20 protein-coding genes and 1 tRNA gene are annotated in these 26621 nt (G+C 63.8%); 8 read left to right on the top strand and 13 right to left on the bottom strand.

What is annotated here, in order from left to right; all coding sequences use genetic code 11:
* Positions 1-60 precede the first annotated feature (60 nt).
* Positions 61-1890: an AsmA family protein gene (locus M2281_RS04440; RefSeq protein ID WP_280819882.1), complete on the bottom strand. Its 1830-nt coding sequence runs from the start codon at positions 1888-1890 to the stop codon at positions 61-63.
* Between the two features lie 227 nt (positions 1891-2117).
* Between M2281_RS04440 and M2281_RS04435 the strand changes: the two genes are divergently transcribed.
* Entirely contained in the window at positions 2118-4076 is a 1959-nt protein-coding gene (locus M2281_RS04435; protein ID WP_280819881.1) for an acetoacetate--CoA ligase, read from the top strand.
* A 271-nt stretch (positions 4077-4347) separates the two neighbouring features.
* Here the strand turns inward: M2281_RS04435 and M2281_RS04430 are convergent, their stop codons facing one another.
* The 3 genes from M2281_RS04430 to M2281_RS04420 form a co-directional block, all read right to left on the bottom strand.
* Positions 4348-6030, bottom strand: a complete 1683-nt coding sequence (locus tag M2281_RS04430; protein WP_280821111.1) for an ABC transporter permease — start codon at positions 6028-6030, stop codon at positions 4348-4350.
* A 105-nt stretch (positions 6031-6135) separates the two neighbouring features.
* A complete protein-coding gene (locus M2281_RS04425; protein WP_280819880.1) occupies positions 6136-7185 on the bottom strand; it encodes a Fe(3+) ABC transporter substrate-binding protein in 1050 nt (349 codons plus the stop codon).
* Between the two features lie 344 nt (positions 7186-7529).
* Positions 7530-11141, bottom strand: coding sequence for a PAS domain S-box protein (locus tag M2281_RS04420; RefSeq protein WP_280819879.1), 3612 nt, complete (start codon positions 11139-11141; stop codon positions 7530-7532).
* Positions 11142-11389: 248 nt separating this feature from the next.
* Between M2281_RS04420 and M2281_RS04415 the strand changes: the two genes are divergently transcribed.
* From M2281_RS04415 to M2281_RS04405, 3 genes are all read left to right on the top strand, one after another.
* Entirely contained in the window at positions 11390-11854 is a 465-nt protein-coding gene (locus M2281_RS04415) for a phasin (protein WP_280819878.1), read from the top strand.
* 252 nt (positions 11855-12106) lie between these two features.
* Positions 12107-12183: transfer RNA gene (locus M2281_RS04410), tRNA-His, on the top strand.
* Positions 12184-13118: 935 nt separating this feature from the next.
* Positions 13119-13751, top strand: a complete 633-nt coding sequence (locus tag M2281_RS04405; protein ID WP_280819877.1) for a LysE family translocator — start codon at positions 13119-13121, stop codon at positions 13749-13751.
* 108 nt (positions 13752-13859) lie between these two features.
* On the opposite strand, the gene M2281_RS04400 is transcribed toward M2281_RS04405, so the two are convergent.
* The 4 genes from M2281_RS04400 to xseA form a co-directional block, all read right to left on the bottom strand.
* Complete coding sequence (locus tag M2281_RS04400) at positions 13860-14258, bottom strand: hypothetical protein (RefSeq protein WP_280819876.1); 399 nt, start codon at positions 14256-14258, stop codon at positions 13860-13862.
* 143 nt (positions 14259-14401) lie between these two features.
* Positions 14402-14692 (bottom strand): hypothetical protein, encoded by a 291-nt coding sequence (locus M2281_RS04395; protein ID WP_280819875.1) that lies wholly within the window; start codon positions 14690-14692, stop codon positions 14402-14404.
* Between the two features lie 222 nt (positions 14693-14914).
* Complete coding sequence (gene amaB / locus M2281_RS04390) at positions 14915-16429, bottom strand: L-piperidine-6-carboxylate dehydrogenase (RefSeq protein WP_280819874.1); 1515 nt, start codon at positions 16427-16429, stop codon at positions 14915-14917.
* A 217-nt stretch (positions 16430-16646) separates the two neighbouring features.
* The gene (xseA, locus tag M2281_RS04385) at positions 16647-18224 is read right to left on the bottom strand and encodes an exodeoxyribonuclease VII large subunit (RefSeq protein WP_280821110.1); all 1578 of its coding nucleotides are present in this window, start codon (positions 18222-18224) and stop codon (positions 16647-16649) included.
* Between the two features lie 123 nt (positions 18225-18347).
* Here xseA and M2281_RS04380 point away from each other — a divergent pair, with 123 nt between their 5' ends.
* On the top strand, positions 18348-19292 hold the full coding sequence (locus tag M2281_RS04380) for a DMT family transporter (RefSeq protein WP_280819873.1): 945 nt from the start codon (positions 18348-18350) through the stop codon (positions 19290-19292).
* Between the two features lie 40 nt (positions 19293-19332).
* The gene (locus M2281_RS04375) at positions 19333-20370 is read left to right on the top strand and encodes a zinc-dependent alcohol dehydrogenase family protein (protein ID WP_280819872.1); all 1038 of its coding nucleotides are present in this window, start codon (positions 19333-19335) and stop codon (positions 20368-20370) included.
* A gap of 56 nt (positions 20371-20426) precedes the next feature.
* On the opposite strand, the gene M2281_RS04370 is transcribed toward M2281_RS04375, so the two are convergent.
* On the bottom strand, positions 20427-21383 hold the full coding sequence (locus M2281_RS04370) for a LysR substrate-binding domain-containing protein (protein ID WP_280819871.1): 957 nt from the start codon (positions 21381-21383) through the stop codon (positions 20427-20429).
* Between the two features lie 187 nt (positions 21384-21570).
* On the opposite strand from M2281_RS04370, the gene M2281_RS04365 reads away from it, so the two are divergent.
* Positions 21571-21852 (top strand): DUF1127 domain-containing protein, encoded by a 282-nt coding sequence (locus tag M2281_RS04365; RefSeq protein ID WP_280819870.1) that lies wholly within the window; start codon positions 21571-21573, stop codon positions 21850-21852.
* Between the two features lie 88 nt (positions 21853-21940).
* Here the strand turns inward: M2281_RS04365 and M2281_RS04360 are convergent, their stop codons facing one another.
* From M2281_RS04360 to M2281_RS04345, 4 genes are all read right to left on the bottom strand, one after another.
* Positions 21941-22849: a DUF937 domain-containing protein gene (locus M2281_RS04360; protein WP_280819869.1), complete on the bottom strand. Its 909-nt coding sequence runs from the start codon at positions 22847-22849 to the stop codon at positions 21941-21943.
* 91 nt (positions 22850-22940) lie between these two features.
* On the bottom strand, positions 22941-24314 hold the full coding sequence (locus M2281_RS04355; protein ID WP_280819868.1) for a glutamate--cysteine ligase: 1374 nt from the start codon (positions 24312-24314) through the stop codon (positions 22941-22943).
* A gap of 113 nt (positions 24315-24427) precedes the next feature.
* A complete protein-coding gene (locus M2281_RS04350; RefSeq protein WP_280819867.1) occupies positions 24428-25162 on the bottom strand; it encodes a 16S rRNA (uracil(1498)-N(3))-methyltransferase in 735 nt (244 codons plus the stop codon).
* Between the two features lie 32 nt (positions 25163-25194).
* Entirely contained in the window at positions 25195-25839 is a 645-nt protein-coding gene (locus M2281_RS04345; protein ID WP_280819866.1) for a hypothetical protein, read from the bottom strand.
* A 78-nt stretch (positions 25840-25917) separates the two neighbouring features.
* On the opposite strand from M2281_RS04345, the gene M2281_RS04340 reads away from it, so the two are divergent.
* Positions 25918-26616: a type 1 glutamine amidotransferase gene (locus M2281_RS04340; protein WP_280819865.1), complete on the top strand. Its 699-nt coding sequence runs from the start codon at positions 25918-25920 to the stop codon at positions 26614-26616.
* Positions 26617-26621 lie beyond the last annotated feature (5 nt).

Below are 26621 nucleotides of genomic sequence, written 5' to 3'. Positions count from 1 at the left end.
TCGCCCGCAGGGCGAGCCTCGAAGGACGCACCGTTACAACCTGAAATCGCTGGGCGGCTGTCAGTCGCTGTTCACTGGCGACACAAAAGGCGCGTTCCACGAGCCGCCGACGAAGAAGCTGGCAGGAGGCTGGCTGTCTTCCGTCGCCGGCGCGTCAGGCGCCACGATGCCGCCCGACAGAGCCAGGCCCCGGCTGACATAGGGGATGATGCCGGTGAGCCAGAGCCTGCCCTGGGGAGAGCGGGCTTCCGCCTTCTCAAGCCGGATCACGCCATGGGCGACGGTTGCCTTCAGCTCCGCACCGTCGATGGGCAGGGTTCCCTTGGACACTTCGTCGAGGGGGAAGAAGCCGCCGTCATCGCAGCGCTTCTGAAAGCCGGCCAGATCGAAGTCGGGTAGGGCGCCCGGACCGAAGCTCGCCGAGATGGTGCCTTCGCCATTCTCGATGATGGATTCCCAGACGCGGCCCGGTCCCTTCAGGATGAGCGAGATGTTGCCGCGGCCGATCGGCACCAGCCGGGTCATGCCGGCAGCCGCGCCGAAGGCGCCGCCTTCGATGTCGGAAGCGAGGAAGCGCATTTCCGCCTGCGTGCCCTCCGGCTTTCGGTCGAAGCGCACGCCGGCCTGCAAATTGCCGCCGAAGGCCGAGGCATCGGAAATGTCGAAGGCGACGATGCTGTTCTTGATCTGCGCGGTTGCCGCGACATCGGCCAGCATCACCGTGTCGACAAGGGCGTGGGCTGCAGACAGGCGCAGGTCGAGGTTGATGAGGTTTGCAAATACCGGGTCGATCTCCGCCGCCGCCTTCTCGGACGTTGCCGGGGTGAAGGCGGTGAGGATTGGGCTGAGGTCGAGCGTGTCGAAAGCCAGCGTGCCGGAAACGACTGGAACGCGCTCGCTGAAGCTCAGGTCGAGCGCGCCGGTGCCGGGGTTCTTGTCGAGGGCAACCTCGGCGCCTTCCAGCTTCATGCGCTGGGTGTCGCCAACCAGTCGGCCGCCGATGGAAACGGACCCGATGGCGCTGGCCGTGGAGGCCATTTCGGTGCCGGTCCACTCGGTCAGCCGCTTCAGCGAAGGTGCTGCGGCCTTCATCTTGCCGTCGACATAGGCGTTCTCGGCAGCCTTGACGACACCGTCGAAGGACGCGGTTGCCGGCGCGGAGGTGAGGGCGGCAGCCACAGGCGCTTCGCCTCCCGCAAGTAGAACCAGCGGCTTGGCCAGCGACGCTTCGAGATTGACCTCCTCGCCGTGCCAGATGGCGCTCAGGCTGACGGAAGCGGCCTTGTTGAGCGCCGGCCAGTTCAGCTTGCCGGTGAGCCCGGTCAGGATCTCCTCATCCTTGCCATCGGCAAATTCGGTCACGCGGCCGTCGCGCATGCTGATCGTGCCGAGTTCGCGCGACGAAAGGCTGCGTTCGACTGCAGCCGGCTCGACATTTGCGGCAATCGCCTCGCGCGCGTCGTGGATTGCGTTTGCGATGCGGCCGCCGTCGGCGGATTCGGGCAGGTAGCGGCCGTCCTGCATGCGCTCGAGGCGCAGCGTGGGCCTGACCAGCTCTGCCGCCGAAAAGACGGCATCGCCGCGCAGTGCGGCAAGCGCGGAAAGCTTGATCTCGATGCGTTCGGCCTCGATCACCGGCGGGTGGTCGAGCGCATCCCACGGCGTCATGGCCACGTCGGTGACGATGGCGCGTAAGCTCGGCCAGACGCGGATTTCAGGGGCAGCGCCGATGGTGACGCGATAGCCGCTCCACGAGCTCAGCTCATAGGCGATACGGTCGCCCACGATGCGCGTGGACGCCAGGAACGGCACCAGCGCAATAATAAGGGCGACGGCCAGCGCGGCCATACCGACCAACCAGATGCTGCGCCTGACCAAAGGTGACGGCATTGTGCCTCGTTCATGCTGATCGAACTGTCGACCGCCTGCGTTCAGCCGGTTTTGCGTCGCAACCGGTGTAGCGGACATGCACGGCTTTTCAAGCCTTTGTGGCCATGCGATGACGTTTGCGCACAGTCTGTAACGACATTTGCGCACATTCTTGCCGCTCGGCGCACATCGTCTTGCTCTGCCGCACCGCACAATGCATAACGGCAAGGCTTTTGGAGGAGAGTGCAATGTCGAATACCGCGCCGCTGTGGACGCCGTCCAAAGAACGGATCGCAGCTGCCCCGCTGACCGCTTTCATGGCTGAGGCATCCCGGACAGCAGGGCGTGATTTTTCACGCTTTGCCGAGCTGCATGCCTGGTCGATCGAGGATCGCGAAGCCTTCTGGAACCTGGTCTGGGATTTTTGCGGCATTGTCGGCGACAAGGGCGGCCGCGTGCTGGCCGATGGCGACAAGATGCCCGGCGCGCAGTTCTTTCCCGATGCGCGGATCAGCTTTGCTGAAAACCTGCTGAAGAAAACCGGCGCGACTGATGCCATCGTCTTTAAGGGCGAGGACAAGGTAACGCGCCGCCTGTTCTGGGACGAGTTGCATGCGCTGGTGTCCAAGCTGCAGCAGCTCTTCTTGAGCCTCGGCGTCAAGAGCGGCGACCGCATCGCCGCCATGATGCCGAACATGCCCGAGACGGTGGCGGCCATGCTGGCCGCTAGCTCGATCGGCGCGGTCTGGTCGTCCTGCTCCCCCGATTTCGGCGAACAGGGCGTGCTCGACCGCTTTGGTCAGATCGAGCCGGTCGTGTTCATCGCGCCGGACGGCTACTACTACAATGGCAAGGAAATCGACATCGCGGCCAAGATCGCCGAGGTGGCCAAGAAGCTGCCGACGGTGCGGAAAGTGCTGGTCGTCGACTATCTCGGCAAGGCGCGCGAGGTTGCAGCAGGCGTTGCCGGCGCACAGGCGCTGGACGATGCTGTGGCGCCGTTCAACCCCGGCAAGGTGACCTTCGAGCGGCTGCCGTTCTCGCATCCGCTCTACATCCTGTTTTCCTCCGGCACCACGGGTATCCCGAAGTGCATCGTGCACTCGGCCGGCGGTACGCTGATCCAGCACGTCAAGGAACAGCGCCTGCATGCCGGCCTCGAAGACGGCGACCGCTTCTTCTACTTCACCACCTGCGGCTGGATGATGTGGAACTGGCTGGTTTCGGGCCTGGCCTCGGGCGCCACGCTGCTTCTCTACGATGGCTCGCCGTTCCATCCGAACGGCAACGTGCTGTTCGATTTCGCGGACGCCGAGAAGATGACCTATTTCGGCACCTCGGCGAAATTCATCGATTCCGTGCGCAAGGCTGATCTGAGGCCTATGGACACGCACGACTTGTCGACGGTTCGCACGCTGTCGTCGACCGGCTCGCCGCTGTCGCCCGAGGGCTTTGCCTTCGTCTATGACGGCATCAAGAAGGACATCCATCTCGCCTCGATTTCGGGCGGCACCGATATCGTCTCCTGCTTCGTGCTTGGCGTGCCGACCGAGCCGGTGTGGATTGGCGAGATCCAGGCCGCCGGCCTCGGCATGGCGGTGGATGTATGGGACGACGACGGCAAGCCGATCCGCGGCGAGAAGGGCGAGCTCGTCTGCACCAAGGCGTTCCCCTGCATGCCGATCGGCTTCTGGAACGATGCCGATGGCGCCAAGTACCGCGCTGCCTATTTCGAGCGCTTCGACAATATCTGGTGCCATGGCGACTTCGCCGAATGGACCGAGCATGGCGGCATCGTCATCCATGGCCGCTCGGACGCGACGCTGAACCCCGGCGGTGTGCGCATTGGCACGGCCGAGATCTACAATCAGGTCGAGCAGATGGCGGAGATCGCCGAGGCCATCTGCATCGGCCAGGATTGGCAGGATGACGTGCGCGTGGTGCTGTTCGTGCGGCTTGCGGCCGGCGTCAGTCTCGACGAGGACCTCGAAAAGCGCATCCGGACGAAGATCCGCACCGGCGCCAGCCCGCGCCACGTGCCGGCGAAGATCGTTGCCGTCACCGACATTCCGCGCACCAAGTCGGGCAAGATCACCGAACTCGCCGTGCGCGACATCGTCCACGGCCGCGCGGTCAAGAACAAGGAAGCGCTCGCCAATCCCGAAGCGCTCGACCTGTTCAAGGACATCCAGGCATTGCAGAGCTAGGTCGGAACGCCGCTAAAATATGCCTAACAAAAGGTAACCTGGAAATTTACCCAGATTTCAGAAGTGGTACACATTGGTAAATGTTTCCCGACCTGGGTAAGGACTTGTTAAGGGTTGGCCGCGATATTCGATCTCAACTTGAGGGAGAAATCCCGGCCTCGCCTCTGTGCTCAAGTCCCGTTTTTGACAGCATTCTTTTTCAGGCGTTCCTCTTGGAGCGCCTTTTCTTTATTTTCCGGAGCAGGCGGACAAGCGGCAGTTGTGCTGCCGGTCACATCGTCGCTTCGCGGTCGCGCGCCAGCGCACCGGAAAGCAGCATCACCGGAACCAGCGCCGTCAGAATGATGAGGATGGCCGCCACCGCGCCTTCTTCCGGCACGCCGCGCGAGGCGCTCTCATAGACATGGGTGGCGAGGGTGTTGAAGCCGAAGGGGCGCAGCAGGATCGTCGCCGACAGTTCCTTGATGGTGTCGACGAACACCAGCACGGCTGCCGTGAAGATGGCTGGTTTCAGAAGGGGCAGCAGCACCCTGGTTGCGCTGCGCGCTGGCGTGTGGCCGAGGCTGCGGGCGGCTTCGTCGAGATTGGGCGGCAGCTTTTCCATGCCGGAACGGATCGCGCTCTCTGCCAGTGCAAGGAAGCGGATCGAGCAGGCGATGACCACCGCCGCCGCCGAACCGGTAAGCAGAAGGCCGGTGGAAAAACCGAGCTCAGCGCGCGCAAAACCGTCCAGCGTATTGTCGAAGCGGGCCAGAGCGAACAGAAGGCCCAGTCCCAAAATACCGCCGGGCAGGGCATAACCGATCGAGGCCAGCCGCACGGCAAGCGTGATGCCGCGCGAACGGCAAAGGCGCACGGCATTGATGAGGAAAAGCGCCAGCAGAACGGTGATCAGGGCCGTGGCCGTCGCGGTGGCGAGGCTGTGCAGGAAGGCGCGGCCGAGAGCAGGCGACGTGAACTGCTCCAGCCGCCGCGCGGCGTATTGGCCGAAGACGAAAAGCGGAATGCCGAAGCCGGCAAGCACCGGCAGTCCGGTTGCCAGAAGGGCTGCAACTGCACGCCAGCCGTGCAACTGGGTGCGGAGCGGGCGAGCTTGCATATGGGTGGCGCGGCCGGTGTGGAAGCGCTGGCGGCGCCTTGCCCATTGCTCGGCGGCCAGCAGCGCGAAGACCAGCATCAGCATCACCAGCGCGATCTGCGCGCCGCCTTCCAGGCTGCCGCGATTCAGCCAGGTGGCGTAGATGGAAAAGGTCAGCGTGCGCACGCCCAGATATTCGGCCGCGCCGATGTCGTTGACGGTCTCCATCAGGATCAGCGCCACGCCGGCGACGATCGCGGGCCGCGCCACCGGCAATAGCACGCGCCAAAACACCCTGGCCGGTCCGGCGCCCAGCGTGCGGGCGGCGTCGGCAATGTTGCGGCCCTGCATGAGGAAGATCACGCGCGTGGTGAGATAAACATAAGGGTAGAGCACCGACGACAGCACGAATGCCGCTCCGGGCGTCGTGCGTATGTCGGGAAACCAGTAGTCGCGGACGGTCTGGAAGCCGAAGATGCTGCGCACCAGGTTCTGCACCGGGCCGGTGTAGTGGAAGAACTCGCCGAAGGCGTAGGCCGCCAGATAGGTCGGCACCGCAAGCGGCAGAACCAGCGCCCAGGCGAGCGTTCTCCGCAGGGGGAAGTCGAACGCCACGACCAGCCAGGCGCCGGCGACTCCGACGAGCGAGGTGGCGGCCGCGACCATCGCCATGAGGTAAAGCGTGGTCAGGCTGGAGCCGGGCAGCACGTGTCTCATCAGATGCGGCCAATCCTCGCCGGTGCCGCTCAGCGCCACATAGGCGAGCGACAGGATCGGCAGCAGAACGCAGGCCGAGACGACAAGCGCCAGAAGATGCGCGCCACGATGCCGGTTGCGCCTCACGCGAAGCGGGGCCGGGCGCGAGGCCTGGTCCATGTCGTCGTCGGAGTTGCGCTGAAGAGCGGTCAAATCGTGCTCACGTTCGAAAAGGAAAAGCCGGACCTTGGGCGGCCCGGCTTCCGGAAGGTTAGTTCGCAGGCGTCAATTCGAGGGTCCGTCGTCGAGGCCGACGCGGTCCACCATCTCGGATGCCGCCTTGCGGTTCTTGGCGATTTCGACCAGCGGCAGCGTGTCGGCCTTGAGTTCGCCGAACTCCTTCACCACCGGCGAGGGCTCGAGGCCCGGCTCGACCGGATATTCGAAGTTCTTCTCGGCGTAGACCTGCTGCGCCTTGTGGCTCGACAGGAACTGGATGAGCTTGACGGCATCATCGCGGTGCGGCGCGTATTTGGCGAGCGCGGCGCCGGAGATGTTGACGTGGGTCAGGCCATTTTCCCAGGTCGGGAAGATGACGTTGATGGCGTTGCCCCACTCCTTCTCCTCCGGCTCCTTCTCGTTGGTCCGCATCAGGCCGACATAGTAGGTGTTGCCGATGGCGATGTCGCATTCGCCGGCCGCGATGGCCTTGGCCTGCGGACGGTCGCCGCCTTCCGGCTTGCGGGCGAGATTGGCCCTTAGGCCCTTCATCCACTCCTCGGTCTTTTCCGGGCCCCAATGGGCGACGGCCGCGCCGAAGAGAGCCAGGTTGTAGTCGTGCTGGCCGGAGCGGATGCAGATCCTGCCCTTCCACTTCGGATCGGCAAGCTCGGCATAGGTGATGACGGTGTCTTTCACGCGGTCCTTGGACGCATAGACGACGCGGGCGCGCTTGGTGAGGCCGAACCAGTGGCCTTCCGGATCGCGGTATTCCGGCCGGATGTTGGCATTGACGGTGGCGTCGTCGAGCGGCTGGGTGATGCCCTTGTCCTTGGCCGTGGTGAGGCGGGCGATGTCGACGGTCATGATGACGTCGGCCGGCGAGTTCTGGCCTTCGGCCAGCACGCGTTCTTCCAGGCCCTTGTCGAGGAACAGCACCTCGGTCTTGATGCCGGTCTCTGCCGTGAAGGCGTCGAGCACCGGCTGGATCAGCTCGGGCTGGCGATAGGTGTAGATGTTGACGGTGCCATCCGCCAGCGCAGTGCCTGCGAACAGGGTGGCAAAGGCAAGGGCGGCGTATCCGGCCAGCTTCGGCCGGGCGTTTCCAGTTGTCATGTCACTCTCCTGACCAGAGGGGTTCAAGGCCCCAGGGGACAATTTTGCTCGGCGCCTCACGGAGCCGATCAACTTGTGGACCAGATGACGGGTCAGATCAATCCAAACACTAATGATTTCAATAGTTTGGAATTGTTCTAAAGTGGACAAAAGGAGACAGCTTTTCAATGGTTTGACGGCCGAGCCTCGCCAAGCGGCGTTGGCGAGCGACATTTTGTCCGTTGATGAAGCAACGTCGCCAGACTGCCTGAGGAGTCTCAGGCAGGGTGTCGAGCCGGCTAGGTGGGCATGCGATTCAGCAGGCGCGGCAGGCGCGCCCGCAAAGCAGACGATTTCGCCTGCCTCTACTCCGCCAGCACCCGCGTCGACGGGAACGCAACCTCGACAAGCGTGCCTTCGCCGGGCGTCGAGGTGATGATGAAGCGGGCGCGGTTGGCTTCGACCATCGCCTTGGTCAGCGGCAGGCCGAGCCCGGTGCCGTCGCCGCGCGGGCGCTTCAGCGAATTGATCTGCTTGAAGGGTTTTAGGGCCTGCTCGATCTCGGCCTGCGTCATGCCGATGCCGGTATCGCGCACCCGCATGACGATGTCGCCGCTGGTCTCATAGGCGGTCGAGACGATGACCTGGCCGCCGGCCTGGGTGTAACGCACGGCATTAGACAGGATGTTGAGCGCGATCTGGCGCACGCTGCGCAGGTCGGCCACCACGTCGGGCAGTTTCGAGGCGAAGCTGGAGCGGATGATGACCCGCTCGCGATTGGCCTGCGGCTGCATCATGGCAACCGTTTCGGCCAGCGCGTCGTTGAGCGACACCGCCTCATAGGCCATCTCCTGCTGGCCGGCCTCGATCTTGGAAATGTCGAGCAGGTCGTTCACCAGGTCGAGCACGTGGTTGCCCGAGCGCTTGATGTCGCGCAGGTAGTCGCGATAGCGATCGTTGGCGATCGGGCCGAATTTTTCGTCCACCATCAACTCGGAAAAGCCGATGATGGCGTTGAGCGGCGTGCGGATCTCATGGCTGACGCGGGCCAGGAAATCGGTCTTCTGCGAGGAGGCGCGCTCGGCCATGGCGCGCGCCTGGGTGAGTTCCTCCTCGGCGCGCTTCCACTGGGTGATGTCGCGCACCACGGCGCAATAGCCGCTGTCATTGGGCAGGCGCCCGATGGTCATGAACAGCGGGATGAAGCGGCCCTCGGCTTCGCGGCCGATCACTTCGCGCCCGTCATTGAGCACGCTGGCGACGCCATGTTCCGAAAGGCCATTGAGATAGTCGCGCACGGCGCGCTGGCTTTCCATGGCAAACAGCGAGACGAAGGGTTTTCCCGCCGCCTCGTCGCTGTCGAGGGCAAAGAGCGCCTCCGCCGGCCGGCTGATGGAGCGGATGGTGGCTTCCTTGTCGATCAGCACCACGCCGTCGGTGGCGGTGTCGATAATGGTGCGCATCTCGGCGATGCGGGCGTGAAGCTCCGCTTCGCTGGGCGCTTGAAGGGTTGGCGCGACCTCGGCCACTTCCTCTTCGCCGGTGCGACGAACCACAAGCATCAGCGCCTTGCGGCCCTGCCACGGCACCGAGCGCAACAGCGCCTCGATGGGGAATTCCAGTCCGTCGCCCGTGCGCAGCCTGAGATCGTGGTGCGGCGCCTCGGTGTCGTCGGCATAGCTGTCGGCAAACAGCGCATCGAGCCCGCCGGCCTCGGCAAGCTGCTCGACCGAGGCATAGCCGGTCAGCGTCAGGAATTCTCCGTTGGCGTAATGGAGTACGTCGCCGGAGTGGATCAGCACCGGCACCGGCAGTTTTTCGAGGATCGAGGTGTCGCTCGGCAGCTTTTGGTCGCCGGGGGCAAAGGCCGACGGCAGGAAGCCTTCGCGCTTCAGTTCGGGAGCCGGCTTGGCAGCAGGCTTGGCTTCGGCGGCGGCCGGTTCCGCTGTTGCGGCGGAAGTAGCTTCCTCGACGGGCTTTTCATCGGCAGCCGCGACGGGCTCGGCGCCCTCGCTGGTGACCGGCTCGACAGCCTTTTCTTCAAGCGGCTGCGAGGCCTCGACAGATTCGGTGGCCAAGGGCGCCTGCTCGCTCGGAGGCGGGGCTGCTTCCGGCGACTTGGTCGAGTTATCTGATTCAGCGGTCGGCTGACCGTTGGCCTTGCTCTCGTCGCCGTTTTTCTTCAGGCGCTCGCCGATCTCGCGGAAGGCGCTGCGCTCGACAGGCGATAGTCCCTTTTCGCCCGCCGGGCGATGCTCGGCAAGGCGGATCACCTTGTCGCTGAAACGGCGGTCGGGCTTGGGCTCAATGGCAAGTACGGGAACTTCGCCCTGGAACGGGTCGGTCGCGGGCTCGTCACTGTGGGCCTCGACCGGAAGGGTGGAATGTCTTTCGACCTTCGGCATCGCGCTGCCGGGCACGAGCACCAGCCCGAGCTTTTCCGGATCCGGCACGGCTTCCGCCCGCCGCGCGACGCCAAACCCACGAAAACCTTCGAAATTGCGGTCGCGGCCATAGACGGGCAGGGCGGCGAGGTCGACCGGAACTTTCAGCTCGGTGCCGGCAAGCGGCCACAGCACCGAACGCCCCGACCAGGTGTCGCGGCGTTCGAGCAGGTCGGAAATCTCGCCCGACGGATCTAGCCCGAAGGCCATGGCGACATCGCGAAAGCGCCGGCCGACGACGTCGGCGGCATGCGCGCCAACCGCTTCCGCAAATTCCCTGGAAATCTCGCTGAAGCGCCCCTCCGCATCGGTGCGCCACACGAAGCGCACGGCAGGCAGGGAACGGTTCGGCTTGAAGGTTGGCGCAGGCGCAACTGCCGCAGAGGGGGCAGGCGCGCCGGGAGCCTCTTCTTCTGCGCTGAAATACCAGCGGTCGTGATGGCCCTGCGTGGGCTCGCCGGTCGGCCTGGGCGCGGTCGTTGCTGCGTCCGGCTCGCTCGCCGATTCGGCGGCGCTCTTGTCCTCGTCGGGCGCGGGTTCTTCGATCGGCGCCGCGTCCATCTCGGTCGGCTCGACCGCAGCCAGTTCAGCCTCCTCAACCGGCGCCGCGACAGACTCTGCTTCCTGGGTCGGGTTCGCGACAAGCTCCGGCTGCTCGACCGTCGCCGCGTCAGGCTCCGAGGACTCGATCCGCGGTTCTTCCGATTCGATCTGTGATTCTGCCTTAGCGACCCGTTGTTCTTCAGCCTCGGGCTCAGGCCGCGGCGCTTCGCTGGTGGCGTGATCCGATTCGGCGACCGGCAGCACGGTATCGACTACTGCCTGCGGGGCCTCAGGTTCGGCGGGCTTTGCCTCTTCGGCCGCAAGCTGGTCCTCGTCCACGACGATGAGCAGGTGCCGCGCCGGCGAATCGGCCAGCCGGGCGATTCCCGCGGGCAGCAGGCCCTTGCCACTGCGAATCATGCGCTTGACCACGCGGTCACGCGCCATGCCCACTTCGGCGGTCAGTTCCGACAATGTCTGCGGCGCGATTCCCAGCGCCTCGAACCCTTCGGAGGCAGCGTCGATCACCCCGTCCTTGCCGACGAAGGCAGCGAACTGGCCGTGGCCGTCCAGCCCGCCAATAGCGCGCTCGGCAATCTCGTTTTCGCTGCGGCCACCGCCTTGTGCAGCCGGAACGGCAAGCAGGATCGCGTCCTCGCCGTCGGGCAGGACAAGCGCGCTCGCCAGGCAATTGACGGCAAGACTGGTGATTCCCGAGGCGAGGCGCACCATAAGGCTGCGGTCGCGGCCGATATGCGGAAAGCCGCTCGTCGCCATGATCTGCCGGCGCGCGGCAATGGAAAGGCCCGGCTCCTCGCCAACCGCCGTCTCGATGTCCGGATAGCCGAGCAGGGCCGCACCCGGTCCGTTTGCCCAGATCACCTGGTCGAGATCCGTCGCAAGGATGACCAGCGCGTCGCCGGCGGCAAAACGCTGTCTTACGTCGGCGAGGATCGCGACATCGATGAACGAATACGAGGCTGACGGCATGCGTTCCTAGACCTTCCCCGCGGAGACGGATTCCCCGCAGTTAATCCTTCGTTAATATCAAGCGGCCGGCTCAAACGTCCAGAAATCAGCGCGTGTGACGAGCGGAAACTGGGCATTTGGTTAACGCGCTTTAACTTTTGCTGCAGTGCAATATTTATGTTGCAATGCACAATGACCCGAACTATATAGACGCCATGCATGAACGAGACATGCCCTCCGAAGGACTGTCCCCTGTAAAGGATCAAAATATGTCCAAGACTGCCGCCAAGACCGCAGAATTTACAGAGAATGCCGAATTCCCGACCTTCGACGCCTCGAAGGCCTCCGACCAGTTCCGCGCCTTTGCCGAAAAGGGCGTCGAGCAGTCGAAGGAAGCCTATGCCAAGCTGAAGACCGGCGCCGAGGAAGCCCAGAAGGCCCTCGAGACGACGTTCGAAACCGCCCGCAATGCCGGCGGCGACCTGTCGCTGAAGGCGATCACCAACCTGCGCAGCAATGCCGAGGCCGGCTTTGCCCATCTCGAATCCCTGGTCGGCGCCAAGTCGCTGTCGGAGCTGTTCGAGCTGCAGACCGCTTTCCTGCGTCAGCGTTTCGAGACCGCGGTCGAGCAGGCCAAGGATTTCCAGGCCGTTTCGACCAAGGCTGCCGAGGACGTGACCAAGCCGTTCAAGGACGTCTTCCAGAAGACGCTGAAGGAACTCAAGGTCGCCTGATAGCGGCTTTGCCTAAAATACCCGATTGCGGAACCTCCTCCCTCCGCCTTCGGGCCTAAGCCAGCTCCTCCCGCTGGCGCTGCATCGGAAAAGACCGGCTCCTCCTCCCGCCGGTCTTTTTCTTTTTTGCGGGCATTTTCGCCGGGTTTGCGGGCTTTTGGGGATATGTGGTCAAAATGACCCGGCAAACAGCGTTTAAGTGGCTTGAAATGTCCGCCGTTTGTCCTTATTGGACGCCTCACCAGATGGCGTGCCGTTGTAGCTCAGATGGTTAGAGCGCCGGATTGTGGATCCGGAGGTCGCTGGTTCGATCCCAGCCAACGGTACCATTCCTTTCTCCCGCTGATAGTCGCCCAAGCGATCGTCGCCGCAGTGCCCGGCGCATCACGCATCTGCAAATGCGAAAACCTTACGGAAATCGACCTGACGGCGATCGAGTTTCCAGACCAGCTTTCGAAAAGAATGGCGTGTTCGACTTGTGCGCTTCTGGTGCAGGAAATCGGCAGCAGCTTTGACCTAGGCGACTTTTGGGGCGCGCAAAAAAACCGCTGCCCTAAACCGGCAACAGAATGGCCGCAGCCATCATCGTTCCGTGCGACGCCACTGCGGCTCGTCGGCTCATCCCGGCCTTGATGAGCGACGATGTAACGATCGACGCGACATGCCGGGCCTGGCCGAAACTTCGAGCATTGCGTCGGAATATCGTGGCGATGGCCACCGGGTCTGGGGGGGAATATATCGGCGCGGTTAGGTACTCGAAAATCTCCCCGGCCGTTCTCCCGTTTAGCGGATCGGAATGTTGCTTACCGCTACGAACCAAGCGCAAAGCGATAGCTGCAGCGTCAGCTAAGGCAAACGACGACACGCGCCCTCCCTGCAATCTCTCGCTCGGCCAACAGAACGAACAAGTGGGGATGCATTGCGGGATAATTATGTCCAAGGAATTCGCCATGCGCCAGCTAGCCCGAGCGCATGTCTCTGCTTAGGACGCAATCTCTGGATTAGGCAATCGCGCCAATGTAAAGGCATGTAAGGGAGTAGCCGCGACGATGCCGCTTTTCCCGAGATGACTCGCGGTACGACCAGAGCCAGCCTGCCTTAGCCCGATTGAGCTAATTTCTGCCTGTCTGAAGCCGCCGACCGCTTCGGTTCGCCGGGGCGGACCTTTTTGCGTTTCGTGCTAGTGGGTCTCTCATCAGTTCCGACTTGCCGTCTCCATGGATTTTGATAGATCGGAATTCCGGCCAACTCGAAGGAAAACGATATGCCGGATTTCTCCACGATCATGCTCTTTGCCGCCGCGTGTGTAGTGCTCACAGCCACACCCGGACCCGACATGCTTCTCATTGCTTCGCGCAGCATAAGCCAAGGGAAAGCCGCAGGGTTCCTGACCTATGCCGGGATAGCACTCGGCACATACTGCCATGCCCTCGCAGCAGCGTTGGGACTCTCTCAGCTCTTTGTTGCAGTGCCAATGGCATACGAAGTCATTCGCTGGGCTGGCTGCGCGTATTTGATGTATCTAGCTTGGAAAACCATTCGGTCTGAGGGCCCGAATTTCTCCCCCACGTCGGCCCTGAAACGATTCTCAATGAAGCGGATTCTTGGCGAAGGATTAGCAACAAATCTTCTAAATCCGAAAATGGCCCTCTTCGTCCTGGCGCTGTTTCCTCAGTTTGTACGGCCAGAGGCAGGGTCGCTTACGGTGCAAATGCTGGTTCTGGCTACCGTGCTTAATGGAATCGGCTTTGTCGTGAATGGCTCGGTTGTCCTGCTGAGCGGACATATCCGCAGTCGGGTTACCGGTTTGGCCCGGTTCACGAAGCTGCCGCAGTATCTTCTGGCGACAGTCTTCGCAGGTTTGGCCTGCCGCCTGGCATTGGGCGCCAGAAACTAACTGATACTGACCCACCCAAGTGCAGTTCTCGCGGGCAACTTCGAGGCCAAGCGCAAAACAGAGCCCGCCTCGGTTCGCCGAAGCGGGCTCTTGGGGTATCCTCTGCGCTCACTTGCAGGCAGCGAGTTCCTTCATCGCTCTTTCTGCATTTGCCTGGCTCGCATACATCTTGGTTCCGGCGTCCATCATCTTCTTGCCGTCCGGCTTCTGACTGACGACCGAGCACTTCTTTGTCGACGGGTCCTTTGCGACCCAGTATTCGTTCGCTGCAAATGCGGGCATGCTGAAGGCGGCAACGAGTGAAGCCGCAAGAATCATTTTGCCAATCATGATTTCCTCCTTGGGGTGCCCCTCGCACGCTAGATCAGCTAGAGCGGCCATGATTTTCTTCAATCCGCCGCGCGGGGTGCGCCCTTGCTTCCGATAGCAAAAGCCCGCCGTCTCGGCTGAGACGACGGGCTTTGCGGTGGCCCCCGCCACCAATGCGCCTAGTTGGAACACAAACAACGCGAGGCGCTCCGTTCGGTTCCATTAGAAAATAGAAAAATACCGTAAGGGAAGGTGGGGCCGGTTTGGCACGTGCGGCCCAAGGATGATGCCCGACACGGTTCACGGTATCGGGCCTCCCGGAGCGGGCCAGGGTTCACTAGTCAGATTTGTTGCGCAGACGCTTTGGAGACGGGTTTCAGCTCTACCTTGCGGCTCGAATTGGCGCTGCCGGGTGCGGCCCGCCATGATGCCCGTCTCGTCAGATATCTTTCGAGCGACAGGGCCAGATCAGCCTCATTCGTCACTCCGTCCTGAAACTCGCGGGCGAGGAAGCTTGCTGCATCCTTGTCCATTCCCGACGCTGTTTCCGATTTGTGGAAGCCGGCCTGCGTCAGGACGCGCTCGATTTTGGCCATGTCGTCCGACGTTAGATATTGTTGGCTGTAACACATTGGGCTCTCCCTTCGGTGTCCCCCGAAGTATCGGCAATGCCCTCTGCTGCCGCGCGGGCACAATGCACCCATCCAAACGCAGGGTCCACCCTGAACGCGTTCACCTTGCGTTGAGCCTTGGCCATGCGGTGCCGACAGGCGGCACATGAAAAAAGCCCCGCGCTGGGCGCGAGGCTTTGTTTGTGTTGCATAAATTGCCGGCGGCAGCCGGTAACGTGTTCGTCAGTCGATGTCGAAGGACACGCCCTGCGCCAGCGGCAGCGCGTTGGAATAGTTCACCGTATTGGTGGCGCGGCGCATATAGGCCTTCCAGGCGTCCGAACCGGATTCGCGGCCGCCGCCGGTTTCCTTCTCGCCACCGAACGCACCGCCGATCTCGGCGCCCGAAGTGCCGATATTGACGTTGGCGATGCCGCAGTCGGAGCCGTCGGCGCTCAGGAAGCGCTCGGATTCCTGGATGTCGCGGGTGAAGATCGAGGAGGAGAGGCCAGCGCCGACGGCATTGTGCTGAGCGAGCACGCTGTCGAAGTCGCTGTACTTCATCACGTAGAGGATCGGCGCGAAGGTTTCTTCGAGCACGGGGCCGACCTGGCCCGGCATCTCGACCAGCGCCGGACGGACGTAATAGGCCGCGTCATTGCCGTTCTCGACGCGCGCGCCGCCGGTGACGGCGCCGCCATGCGACTTGGCCTCAGTGAGCGCCTTCTGCATGTTGTCGAAGGCGGGCTTGTCGATCAGCGGGCCGACCAGCGCGCTGGTCTCGAGCGGGCTGCCCACCGAGACGCTCTCATAGGCCTTCCTCAGGCGGGGGACGATGGCGTCATAGACGCTTTCGTGCACGAACAGGCGGCGCAGCGTGGTGCAGCGCTGGCCCGCGGTGCCCATGGCGCCGAAGGCGATGGCACGCAGCGCCATGTCGAGGTCAGCCGAGGGGCAGACGATGCCGGCGTTGTTGCCGCCGAGTTCCAGGACGGAGCGAGCAAAGCGCCTGGCAAGGCGCGGACCGACTTCGCGGCCCATGCGGGTCGAGCCGGTGGCCGAGACGAGCGGAACCTTCGGATTGTCGACCAGTGCTTCGCCGATGGCGCGGTCGCCGATCAGAACCTTGAGCAGGCCGGCGGGCGCATCGGCGCCAAAACGCTTTACCGCGCGGGCGAAGATCGCCTCGCAGGCAAGCGCGGTCAGCGGGGTCTTTTCCGACGGCTTCCAGACGACTGAGTCGCCGCAGACGAGCGCCAGCGCCGCATTCCACGACCAGACGGCGACCGGGAAGTTGAACGCCGAAATGACGCCGACGACGCCCAGCGGGTGCCAGGTCTCCATCATGCGGTGGCCGGGACGCTCGGTGGCGATGGTGAGGCCGTAGAGCTGGCGCGAAAGACCGACGGCGAAATCGCAGATGTCGATCATTTCCTGCACTTCGCCGAGGCCTTCCGACGGGATCTTGCCGACTTCGATGGAGACCAGACGGCCGAGATCGGCCTTGGCGGCGCGCAGTTCCTCGCCCAGCAGGCGCACCAGTTCGCCGCGCTTGGGCGCCGGCACCAGGCGCCAGGCCTTGAAGGCCTCATGGGCCTGCTCGATGGCCTGGATGGCCTCGGCGCTCGACATCGACTTCAGCGCGGCGATCTTCTCGCCGGTGACCGGGCTGTGGACCGCAAGGTCGCCGCCCACGATGCTGTCGGTATTCACGCCAAGCCTTCCGAGAAGGGCCGCAGTTTCCTTGGTGATGTCCATGTGCAGTCTCTTTTCCAGTGTTCCGGTTTACGAGGCATGGGGACGACCCCTCGACGGTCGTCAGCCCCTTTCTATGGGATGAGCAGTGTTACCCGTTCCGGCCTTTCGGTCGCAACCTGAAAGTCACGAGCCAAGGCTTGCGTTTCCTTGGGGCATGATCTTGTCCGAAAAGTCTGCAACTTTTCGCTGACGCGGACCTCCGGTTTGGGATCATGCTCTAGAACAGCGAGCCCTGCTTGCCGGAGTCTTTGGGCTTGGCTGCCTTGGCCTGCGGCTTGGGGCGGTGTGCGCCGTCGGTGGCAATGGCATTGATCTCGCCATCGGCGAAACGCAGTGACAAGGCGGCATGCGGCGCCACCTCGGCCGCGCGCTTCACCAGCACGCCCTCGGCATCGGTCACCAGCGCAAAGCCGCGCTCCAGAATGGACTGGTGCGAGAGCGTGGCAAGCAGCCTCTCGGCCTGACTAACGCGGCCGCGCAGCCGCTCGAGCCGCAAGATGGTCGCGTGATCGAGGCGGCGTTGCAGGGCAGAGAGCGCGTCGGAAAATTGCTTCTGCCGGCGCAGAAGCGGCTGCGGACTGAGACGCTGCGCGGCTCGATCGAGCCGCAGGCGTCGCTCGCGCAGGATGGCGCGCAGCGCGGCAAAGGCGCGGGCCATGTCGCGGTCGGCGATGCGCCGGGTTTCGGCCATGCGCCGTTCGAGCGTGGCCGGCGAAAGGCGAACGGCGAGGAAGCGTGCGCGCTTGCGCTCGGTGCTGACGTCGAGCGCGCGGCCGAGGCGGCTGGTCACTTCGTCGAAGTGGCGGCGGGGCAGGGCAAGCAACTGGTCGGGCGTCGGCAAGGCGCGCGATGCAGCGCGCAGGGATTGCCGCTTGCGATCGAAAAGGCGCGTCATGCAGCCCTTGAGGCGCGCGCCGAGATTGGCAAGGGTGGCTTCAAGGTCGGCTTTCACCGGAACGGCGATTTCGGCGGCACCCGTCGGGGTCGGGGCGCGGACGTCCGCCACGAAATCCACCAGCGTCCAGTCGGTTTCGTGGCCGACAGCGGAGATGACGGGGATGTCGGAAGCGGCAACGGCGCGCGCCAGCGCCTCGTCGTTGAAGCCCCAGAGGTCTTCGAGGCTGCCGCCGCCGCGTGCCACGATCAGGAGATCGGGTCGTCGGACCGGACCGTCGTGGGGCAGGGCGTTAAAACCCTGTACGGCGGCCGTCACCTCGGCGCCCGAGGTTTCGCCCTGCACGCGCACCGGCCAGACCACGACATGCAGCGGGAAACGGTCGGTGATTCGGTGGATGATGTCGCGGATGACCGCGCCGGTCGGCGAGGTGATGACGCCCAGCACCAGCGGCATGTAGGGCAGGGCGCGCTTGCGCGCGGTATCGAACAGGCCCTCTGCCGCCAGCCTGCGCTTGCGCTCTTCCAAAAGCGCCATCAGCGCGCCGGCGCCGGCCGGCTCCAGATTGTCGATGACGATCTGGTATTTCGAGGAGCCCGGATAGGTGGTGAGCTTGCCGGTGGCGATCACCTCCATCCCCTCTTCCGGACGGAATTTCAGGCGGCTCATGGTGCCTTTCCACACCACCGCCTCGATGCGGGCGCGGTCGTCCTTCAGGCTGAAATAGGCATGGCCGGAGGAGTGCGGGCCGCGATAACCGGAGATCTCGCCGCGCACGCGCACATGGCCGAACTGGTCTTCGACCGCGCGCTTCAGGGCGCCGGAAATCTCGCTCACCGTATATTCGGCGACGTTCCCCTTGGGCTGGGGCTCATTCGATTCGGGGAAGAAATCGCTCATGGCGCGATTGGTGCGCGCCCGGTGGCCGAGGGTCAAGCCCGTCGGCGCTAACATCACAAGCGCTCATAGGTAGATCAGAAGAATTGGATGGACCCTTTTCCGGCATGGGCGTAGGCCATGCGCATGAACGCACGGACCGAAATCATCGCATCCTCCCCAAAGCCGGTTTCGATCGACCAACCCTTCCAGCCGCTCGATTACGGGCTCTATGTGCTCACCGTTCTGGCGTGGAGCGTGTCGTGGTTCGCCATCTCGCTGCAGGTGGGGGCGGGGGTGTCGCCCGAGGTCAACCTCGTCTGGCGTTTTGCCATCGCTACGGTGCTGATGTTCGTCTGGGTGGTTCTGAGCGGCCGGCAGCTGCGCTTTCCGCTCGCCGACCATCTGCGCTTCGTGGCGCTGGGCGTGCTGATCTTCTCGTCAAACTTCGTCTTTTTCTACTATGGCGCCACCTATCTAGTCAGCGGCCTGCTCTCGGTGGTGTTTTCGCTCGCCTCGGTGATCAACATGCTGCTTGGCGCGGTGGTGATGCGCGAGCGGCCGGCGCCGAAGATCTTGCTTGGCGGCCTGATGGGCTTTGGCGGCATTGCGCTGATGTTCTTCCCCGAGATCGCCGCGCATGGCCTGTCCGGCAACACGCTGACCGGGCTTCTGCTTTGCGTCTGCGGCACCTTCAGCTTCTGCCTCGGCAATCTGGTTTCGGCCTCCAACCAGAAGCGCGGCCTGCCGCTGATCTCCACCAGTGCCTGGGGCATGCTCTACGGCACGATCTGGGCGACGTTCCTCGCGCTCATGATGGGAAAGCCCTTCATCTTCGCAATGACCGTGCCTTACATCGCCTCGCTAGTGTTCCTGGCGGTCATCTCCACCGTGATAGCCTTTGCCGCCTATCTGACGCTGCTTGGCCGCATCGGCGCGGCGCGCGCGGGCTATGCCACCGTCATGTTCCCGATCTTGGCGCTTCTGGTCTCGACGGTGTTCGAAGGCTACGTCTGGACCCTTTATGCCATCGGCGGGCTTTTGCTGGTCGCACTGGGGAACGTGCTGGTCATCCGCGGCGGAAAGCGGTAGCGCTGGAGGGACTGTACCTAGCCCCCAGGGAGTAGCGCTGATGAAAGCCGTTCTGTTCGAACATTTCCGCGAACCGCCGAGCATCCGCAACGTTCCCGATCCGACGCCATCGACCGATGGCGTGGTCATCAAGGTTGAGGCCACGGGCCTTTGCCGCAGCGACTGGCACGGCTGGATGGGGCACGATTCCGACATCGTGCTGCCGCATGTGCCCGGCCACGAACTGGCCGGCACGATCCAGGCGGTCGGCCGCCAGGTCACCCAATGGCGCGTGGGTGACCGCGTGACGGTGCCCTTCGTGGCCGGCTGCGGCCGTTGCCACGAATGCAATTCGGGCAATCACCAGGTCTGCGAGCAGCAGTTCCAGCCGGGCTTCACCGCCTGGGGCTCGTTCGCCGAATATGTCGGCATCGACTATGCCGACACCAATCTCGTGCGCTTGCCCGACGAGCTCGATTTCGCCACCGCCGCGAGCCTCGGCTGCCGCTTCGTCACCTCGTTCCGCGCCATTGTCGACCAGGCCAAGGTGCTGCCGGGCGAGTGGGTGGCAGTGCATGGCTGCGGCGGCGTCGGCCTGTCGGCGATCATGATTGCGACCGCCATGGGCGCCAATGTCATCGCCGTCGACATCACTGAAGACAAGCTGGACTTCGCGCGCGAACTAGGTGCGGTTCACACGGTCAATGGCGCCAAGGAAGACGTCGTCCAGGCGGTGCGCGAGCTGACCAAGGGCGGCGTGCATGTGTCGATAGATGCGCTCGGCCATCCTTCGACCTGCTTCAACTCCATCGCAAACCTGCGCAGGCGCGGGCGCCATGTGCAGGTTGGCCTGATGCTGGGCGACCACGCCACGCCGCAGATCCCGATGGACAAGGTGATCGCCCATGAGCTGGTGATACTGGGCAGCCACGGCATGCAGGCTTTCCGCTACAAAGCGCTGATGGACATGCTGGAAACCGGCAAGCTGGCGCCGCAGAAGCTGATCGGCAAGCGCATCAGCCTTGAGGATGCGCCGGGGGCGCTGATACTGATGGACCGTTTCGACGGCATAGGCATCAGCGTGATCGACAGGTTCTAGAAAGTCTCGTTCTCGGGAGGCCAGGCTTGCTGCCCTCCTCAAAGCTGAACGCGCTTCTACCAGCCGGGCAGGATGTGGCCCGGCCTCAGCCGCTTGCCGCGCGCGGCCGCGAGCGCGGCGAAATCGAATGAGCCTGCTTCCTCCACTGGCGGACGCGAGATGTTGTCGAGGCTTTCGGCGATATGGCGGGCCAGTGCTTCGACGATGTCGGCGCTGGCGGTGTGGCCGCGCATGATGCCGATCTTGCAGTCGGGCAGGGCGCCGAAGCCATCAGTCTCCCCGAGCACGCGCATGCCGGGCCGCAGCGCACATTCCGGCAACACCGAGATCGCCAGCCCCGACAGAACCGCCGCGGTTATGACTGTGGCCGACCAGCTCGAGAACAAAACACGGTAGTCGCGCTGCATCCGGTCCAGAACATCGGTGGCCGAGCGACGCCAGATGCAGGTCGGCCGGCCGAAGGCCATCGGCAGGATCTCCTGCTCATGCGTGGCATGGTTGGCCGAGCTGACCCATAGCAGCGGCTCGCGGCGCACTACTTCCGACTGGCCCCTCAGGTCGTTATGCGTGACCAGAGCAAGATCGAGATGGCCGCGCTTGATGTGCTCGACCAGATTGTAGGTCGGCTCGCAGATCACCGTCAGTTCCACGCGCGGATTGGAGCGGGCGAAGCGGGCCATGATCTCGGGCAGGAAGCGGTCGGCATAGTCATCGGGCGTGCCGATGCGGATGGTGCCTTCGAGTCGCCGGTCGTCGAAGGCGGCGAGCGTCTCGCGGTTGAGGTGGATCAGCCGCCGGGCGTAGGAAAGCAGGCGCTCGCCTTCCTCGGTCAGCTTGTTGTTGCGCCCGTCCTTTTCGAACAGCGGCTTGCCGATCCGTTCCTCAAGCCGCCGCATCTGCATGGAAACGGCCGATTGGGTGCGGTGCACCTCTTCGGCCGCCCGGGTGAAGCTGCCGGTGTCGGCGATCATGATGAAGGTTTGCAACTGGTCGAGGTCGAGCGGCGCGGACATGGCGACATCCATCATCGAGTTTGATGATAGAGATTTAAAACATTCGTTGGATTAATCAATACAACCGAGGCACACTCTCGAACGTCCACAGGTAGCAGAGAAAAACGCCGGCGAGACGCCGCGGCGCGCATCATGCGTCGTCGCGTCGGGTGGTTTTTCTGCGCCTATAGTTTCGCGGAGAAGTGCCATGATCACGTTCGAACACGCCCCCCAGTCGATTGAGCTTGCCACGCGGCCGGCTTTCGCCGCTCGCGTGATGAACATCGTCACTAACACTTACCGCATCTGGAAAAATCGACGCGATTTCTATCGCCTTGGAGAAATGACTGATGCTGAACTGGCCGATATCGGTCTGACCCGTTCCGACCTATATGGCGTATCAGATCTGTCGTTCGGCTCCGACCCGACCAGGCGCCTTGGATCGATCGCACGCACCCGCGCCGAGGTTCTGGTCCGTCGGATCGCTTGAGTTTCTGCAGGCTTCCCACTCCCGCCGGTATCCCCCCGGCTTGCCTGCACGCTGCCCGGTCCTCGCGGACCGGGCTTTTTCTTTTCGCCTACTTGCTCAGGCCCTTGGTGAACTGCTCGAAGATCTGCTCGACGCTCTTCTGGTATTCGTCGCGCTGCTTGGCGCCGGCTTCGAACATTTTTCCGAACAGGTCGTCATAGGGATTGCGCGGGCGGCCGCTCGGATTGGTCTCCGGTTCCGGCTGCGGCTGGGCGGTGTGGCTGCCGAACATCTGCTCGAGCATCTTGCCGAACGGGTTGTCGGCGGGCGTCGACTGGGCCGGGCCGGGTTGCTTCGCCGCGCCGCCGCCGAACATGTTTTCAAAAATTTGCCCGAGCGGATTTTCCGGGGCCGACGTGCGGCCTTGCTGGGCGGCGCCGGAGCCGAAAATGCTCTCCATGAACTGTCCGAACGGATTGTTGGCTGGGTTGGGCGACTGCGCCTGCTGGGGCGGGCTGCCAGGCATCATTCCGCCCTGCCGCATCATGTGCTCGAACATCTGGGCAAAGGGATTTTCGGCCGCGGAACCCTGCGTCGTCCCGGTCGATTGCCGGAACAGCCCACCCATGAGCATCGAGGCAATCACCGGCAGCATCTGCTTCAGCACTTCCTGGCTGACGCCGCTGGCGGCCGCGGCATTGGCGGCGACGGCCTTCGAGAGGTCTTTCGAGCCGAACAGGTGGCCGAGAATGCCGTTGCCCTCCGCCATGCCGGCGGGCGTGAAGGCGTGGGACGGATCGTCGAAATATTTGGCGTGCTGGCCGCTCGTCATGGCCTGCAGGAAGGCGCCCACCCCGTAGGGATCGGAGGTGTTCTGCTTCAGCCCTTGCGAGAAGGCCGGCAGCAGTGCTTCGACCGCGGCCTGCGTCTGCTGCATCGACAGGTTGAACTGCCGCGCCAGCGCCTCCATGCCGTTGCCGTCCTGGGAATTGTTCAGCAAATCGAACAGTGAAGCCATGGCCGATCCTCCTCGAAGCAGTCGCTTCGAGGAAACCTAACCCAAACCCGGGTGCTCGCCTATCGGATTGTTGGAGGCGCTGGCCGGCGCCTCAGTATGCGTATTCCAGGAAGACCGGCTCGATCGAATCGCCCCAGCGCGTGTGATAGGCCGTGACCATCTCCTGCGCGCTGGTGGTGCCACGGGCGACGACCTCGTCGAGCGTCGAGAGGAAGTTGGTTTCGTCAAAGCCGTCGCGGTTCAGGCGCTTGCGGTTCTTCAGGCCCATGCGCGAGATGGCCAGGACGTCGCGCGCGACTTCGCGCAGCGTCGTGTTGCGGAACGGGGTGGCGATGGCCTCGGCCGGCACTGCGCTGCGCATGGCTAGCACTTCCTCATAGGTCCAGTCGGCGGTCAGCGTCTCAGCGGCGTCGAGCGCCTCATCGTCATAGAGCAGGCCGACCCAGAAGGCGGGCAGGGCGCAGATGCGCCGCCACGGGCCGCCATCGGCGCCGCGCATTTCAAGGAAGCGCTTAAGCCGCACGTCGGGGAACAGCGTCGAAAGGTGGTTGGCCCAGTCGCCGATGGTGGGCATGCCGTCCGTGACCTCGTTGCGCGCCGCCCCGGCCATGAACTGGCGGAAGGTCATGTGCGTCATGTCGTGGTAGCGGCCGTCGCGGATGACGAAGTACATCGGCACATCCAGCGCCCATTCGACATAATCGGCGAAACCGAATTCCGGCGAGAAGCAGAAGGGCAGCAGGCCGGAGCGCTGGTTGTCGGTGTCCTTCCAGATCTCGCCGCGCCAGCTCTGCAGCCCGTTGGGCTTGCCGTCGGTGAAGGGCGAGTTGGCGAACAGCGCGGTGGCCAGCGGCTGCAACTTCAGCGAGACCTGCATCTTGCGGCGCATGTCGGTCTCGGACGAGAAGTCGAGGTTAACCTGGATCGTGCAGGTGCGGTACATCATGTCGAGGCCCATGGTGCCGACCTTCGGCATATAGGCGGTCATGATATCGTAGCGCGACTTGGGCATGCGCGGCGTCTCGGAAAGGCGCCACTTGGGGCTGCCGCCGAGGCCAAGGAATCGGATGCCGAGCGGCTCGGCGATCTCGCGCAGCTGCGCCAGATGCGCGTTGCCCTCGCGGCAGGTCTGGTGAATGGTTTCCACCGGCGCGCCCGAAAGCTCGAACTGTCCGCCCGGCTCCAGCGAGATCGCGCCCTGTCCGGTCGGCTCGACCAGGCCGATGATACGGCCGTCATCGAGGATGGGTTCCCAGCCGAGCGTGCGCTGCATGCCTTCGAGGATGGCGCGGATGCCGCGGTCGCCGCCATAGGGCACCGGCGCGTTGCCGTCGACATAGAAGGGGAATTTCTCGTGCTCGGTGCCGATGCGCCATTTATCGCGCGGCTTGTTACCCTCGGCGAGATAGGCGACAAGTTCGTCCTTGCTCTCGATGGGTCGGAAGTCGGTGGTGTCGCGCGCCATTATCTACCCTCTCGCCAACGTTGGCGCTTGATGGACGGAATTGCATCGCGCGATCAAGCAAAAAATCCTGACACCATGTTCAAGACAATTTGCATCAGCGGAATGGCATTCTTCTACCAATCGCCGATTGTGGCCTGCACAAGCGCTAACGCCGCGACGGCAGCCGTGTCGGCGCGCAGGATGCGGGGCCCGAGCGGGATGGCGGTGACGAAGGGCAAAGCGTAGAGCTGCTTGCGTTCGTCTTCGGAAAAGCCGCCTTCGGGACCGATAATCAGGCCAAGCTTGCGCTCGGGTATCGCCTGCAAGGCGGGCAGCGGATTATTGGTCTCCGAGCTCTCGTCGCAGAAGATCAGCCGCCGTTCCTTGTCCCAGCCGGCCAGAAGATTCGAGAATTTTTGCGCCTCGCGCACTTCGGGCAATGCGAGAATGCCACATTGCTCCGCCGCTTCCACGACATTTGAGCGCAGTCGCTCGATGCCGGGCTTTGCGATCTGCGTGTGCTGGGTGAGGACGGGCTGCAGCACGCCGGCGCCCATCTCCACGGCCTTCTGCACGAGATAGTCGAGCCGGCCCTGCTTTAGCGGTGCAAAGCAATAGATCAGGTCTGGTTGCGGCGATTGCGGCCGCGTCAGCTCCGCTACGCGCAGCCGCACCGACTTCTTCGTCTTGGCCTCGATTCGCGCCAGCCACTCGCCGTCGCGGCCGTTGAAGATCAGGATCTCCGCGCCCTCATTGAGGCGCAGAACATGGCTGAGATAGTGGCTCTGCTCCGGGCTCGCCTCGAGCGAGACGTCGGCAGAAAGATCCTGCGGCACGAACAGCCGCTGCATTTTGTAATTGGCTCGCATGGGGAGATGAATGCGGGAGAGGGCGGGGGAGGTCAAGTCTCGATGCTTGGGTGCCAGGCAGGTTGGTAGCCGGCGCGCAGAACGGCAAGCGTGGTTGCAGGCGTAAGCAGCGAGAATTCGTCCGCGCCATCCGGAAAACCCGGACTCGACTCATATCCCACGAACGACCATCGCCACATGTTCCCGCCCTTGATCGCAAAGGCGTCGCCGCCTCGCGCCACCATCGCGCCGTCCGGCAGCGCGGCCAGTTCGGAGCGGTCGAGCTTGATGTTCCTTCCGCCCGATGCCAGTCGCTCGGCGTGCAATCGAGAATCGATGTCGTGAACCCTCGGCTGGTCGATGCCACACACACCGCCAAAGCGGCCGGCAAAATCCTGCGCCCGCTCGCGGCGGCAAAAGAAGCAGGGGCGATGACCAGCGGCCAGGCCGGTCACTTCGTCGAGGAAGAAGAGTTCGGTCCAGCCCGCGCCGCCGCTGGGGGCGTTGCGCCCCATGACCTCGCGGCGTCGCCCGCGATATTCGCACACGCAAATCAGCCAGGCCCGGGTCGACCAGCGTCGCCTGAGCAGCGTCTTGGTATCCGGATCGTGGATGACGCCGCGGTTCCCCGTAAAAAGCCCGCGCGCGGCCACCGCATGGATCTCGCCAAAGGGATCGACGCGGTTCTGCAGTGGCATATCCGTTCCTCTCTTTTTGTCGGATGCGCCGCATGATATCGAGCCTTCTGGCTTTGTCATGCTGGGAAAGGTTCTTCGATGCGGGTGCTGGTCGTCCAGAATTTCGACAATACCGGGCTTGGGCAGGTGGGAACCGCGCTGGCCGAGGCGGGCGCCGAGATCGACCTGCGCAATGCTCATCTGGGCGATGCCTTGCCGGAGAATGCGGACGAGCACGACGCGATCGTCGTTCTCGGTGGTGGGCAGAATGCGCTGGCCGACGAGGAATATCCCTATATCCCGGCGCTTCTCGGCCTGCTTCGCGATTTCGAGGCGAAGGACCGCTCGATGCTCGGCATCTGCCTCGGCAGCCAGCTCATGGCGCGTGCCTTCGGCGGCGACAATCTGATTGGCGCAGCACCAGAATTCGGCTGGCGCAAGATCGCGCTTACCGATCAGGCGGAAGCCGATCCGGTGTTCGGCAAGCTGCCGAAGGATTTTCCGAGCTTCCAGTGGCACGACGACACTTTTACCCTGCCGGAAGGCGCGGTGCATCTGGCCACCAATCCTTCGGCACGAAATCAGGCGTACCGCATCGGCCGCGCCGCTTACGGCTTCCAGTTCCATTTCGAAGCCGACCAGCCGCTGGTCAGGAAATGGCACGCCCTGTTTCCGGATCTGCTGCGCGAGCGGCAGCCGGGCTGGCTGGAGCGCTTCGAGGACGAGGCGGCCGCCCATGGCGCCAAGGCCGACGAGATCGGCCTGACGCTCGCGCGCAGCTGGGTCGCCACGATCTGACTTTT

Source organism: Pseudaminobacter soli (ex Li et al. 2025) (assembly GCF_029892515.1).
Lineage (GTDB): Bacteria > Pseudomonadota > Alphaproteobacteria > Rhizobiales > Rhizobiaceae > Pseudaminobacter > Pseudaminobacter soli_A.
This window is presented reverse-complemented; position numbering and strand designations above follow the sequence as displayed.

Bases quoted from the DNA above. Each gene is read 5' to 3' on its own strand.
- M2281_RS04440 (WP_280819882.1), bottom strand. From the start codon at position 1,890: ATGCCGTCACCTTTGGTCAGGCGCAGCATCTGGTTGGTCGGTATGGCC.
- M2281_RS04435 (WP_280819881.1), top strand. From the start codon at position 2,118: ATGTCGAATACCGCGCCGCTGTGGACGCCGTCCAAAGAACGGATCGCA.
- M2281_RS04430 (WP_280821111.1), bottom strand. From the start codon at position 6,030: ATGGACCAGGCCTCGCGCCCGGCCCCGCTTCGCGTGAGGCGCAACCGG.
- M2281_RS04425 (WP_280819880.1), bottom strand. From the start codon at position 7,185: ATGACAACTGGAAACGCCCGGCCGAAGCTGGCCGGATACGCCGCCCTT.
- M2281_RS04420 (WP_280819879.1), bottom strand. From the start codon at position 11,141: ATGCCGTCAGCCTCGTATTCGTTCATCGATGTCGCGATCCTCGCCGAC.
- M2281_RS04415 (WP_280819878.1), top strand. From the start codon at position 11,390: ATGTCCAAGACTGCCGCCAAGACCGCAGAATTTACAGAGAATGCCGAA.
- M2281_RS04405 (WP_280819877.1), top strand. From the start codon at position 13,119: ATGCCGGATTTCTCCACGATCATGCTCTTTGCCGCCGCGTGTGTAGTG.
- M2281_RS04395 (WP_280819875.1), bottom strand. From the start codon at position 14,692: ATGTGTTACAGCCAACAATATCTAACGTCGGACGACATGGCCAAAATC.
- amaB (WP_280819874.1), bottom strand. From the start codon at position 16,429: ATGGACATCACCAAGGAAACTGCGGCCCTTCTCGGAAGGCTTGGCGTG.
- xseA (WP_280821110.1), bottom strand. From the start codon at position 18,224: ATGAGCGATTTCTTCCCCGAATCGAATGAGCCCCAGCCCAAGGGGAAC.
- M2281_RS04380 (WP_280819873.1), top strand. From the start codon at position 18,348: ATGAACGCACGGACCGAAATCATCGCATCCTCCCCAAAGCCGGTTTCG.
- M2281_RS04375 (WP_280819872.1), top strand. From the start codon at position 19,333: ATGAAAGCCGTTCTGTTCGAACATTTCCGCGAACCGCCGAGCATCCGC.
- M2281_RS04370 (WP_280819871.1), bottom strand. From the start codon at position 21,383: ATGTCCGCGCCGCTCGACCTCGACCAGTTGCAAACCTTCATCATGATC.
- M2281_RS04365 (WP_280819870.1), top strand. From the start codon at position 21,571: ATGATCACGTTCGAACACGCCCCCCAGTCGATTGAGCTTGCCACGCGG.
- M2281_RS04360 (WP_280819869.1), bottom strand. From the start codon at position 22,849: ATGGCTTCACTGTTCGATTTGCTGAACAATTCCCAGGACGGCAACGGC.
- M2281_RS04355 (WP_280819868.1), bottom strand. From the start codon at position 24,314: ATGGCGCGCGACACCACCGACTTCCGACCCATCGAGAGCAAGGACGAA.
- M2281_RS04350 (WP_280819867.1), bottom strand. From the start codon at position 25,162: ATGCGAGCCAATTACAAAATGCAGCGGCTGTTCGTGCCGCAGGATCTT.
- M2281_RS04345 (WP_280819866.1), bottom strand. From the start codon at position 25,839: ATGCCACTGCAGAACCGCGTCGATCCCTTTGGCGAGATCCATGCGGTG.
- M2281_RS04340 (WP_280819865.1), top strand. From the start codon at position 25,918: ATGCGGGTGCTGGTCGTCCAGAATTTCGACAATACCGGGCTTGGGCAG.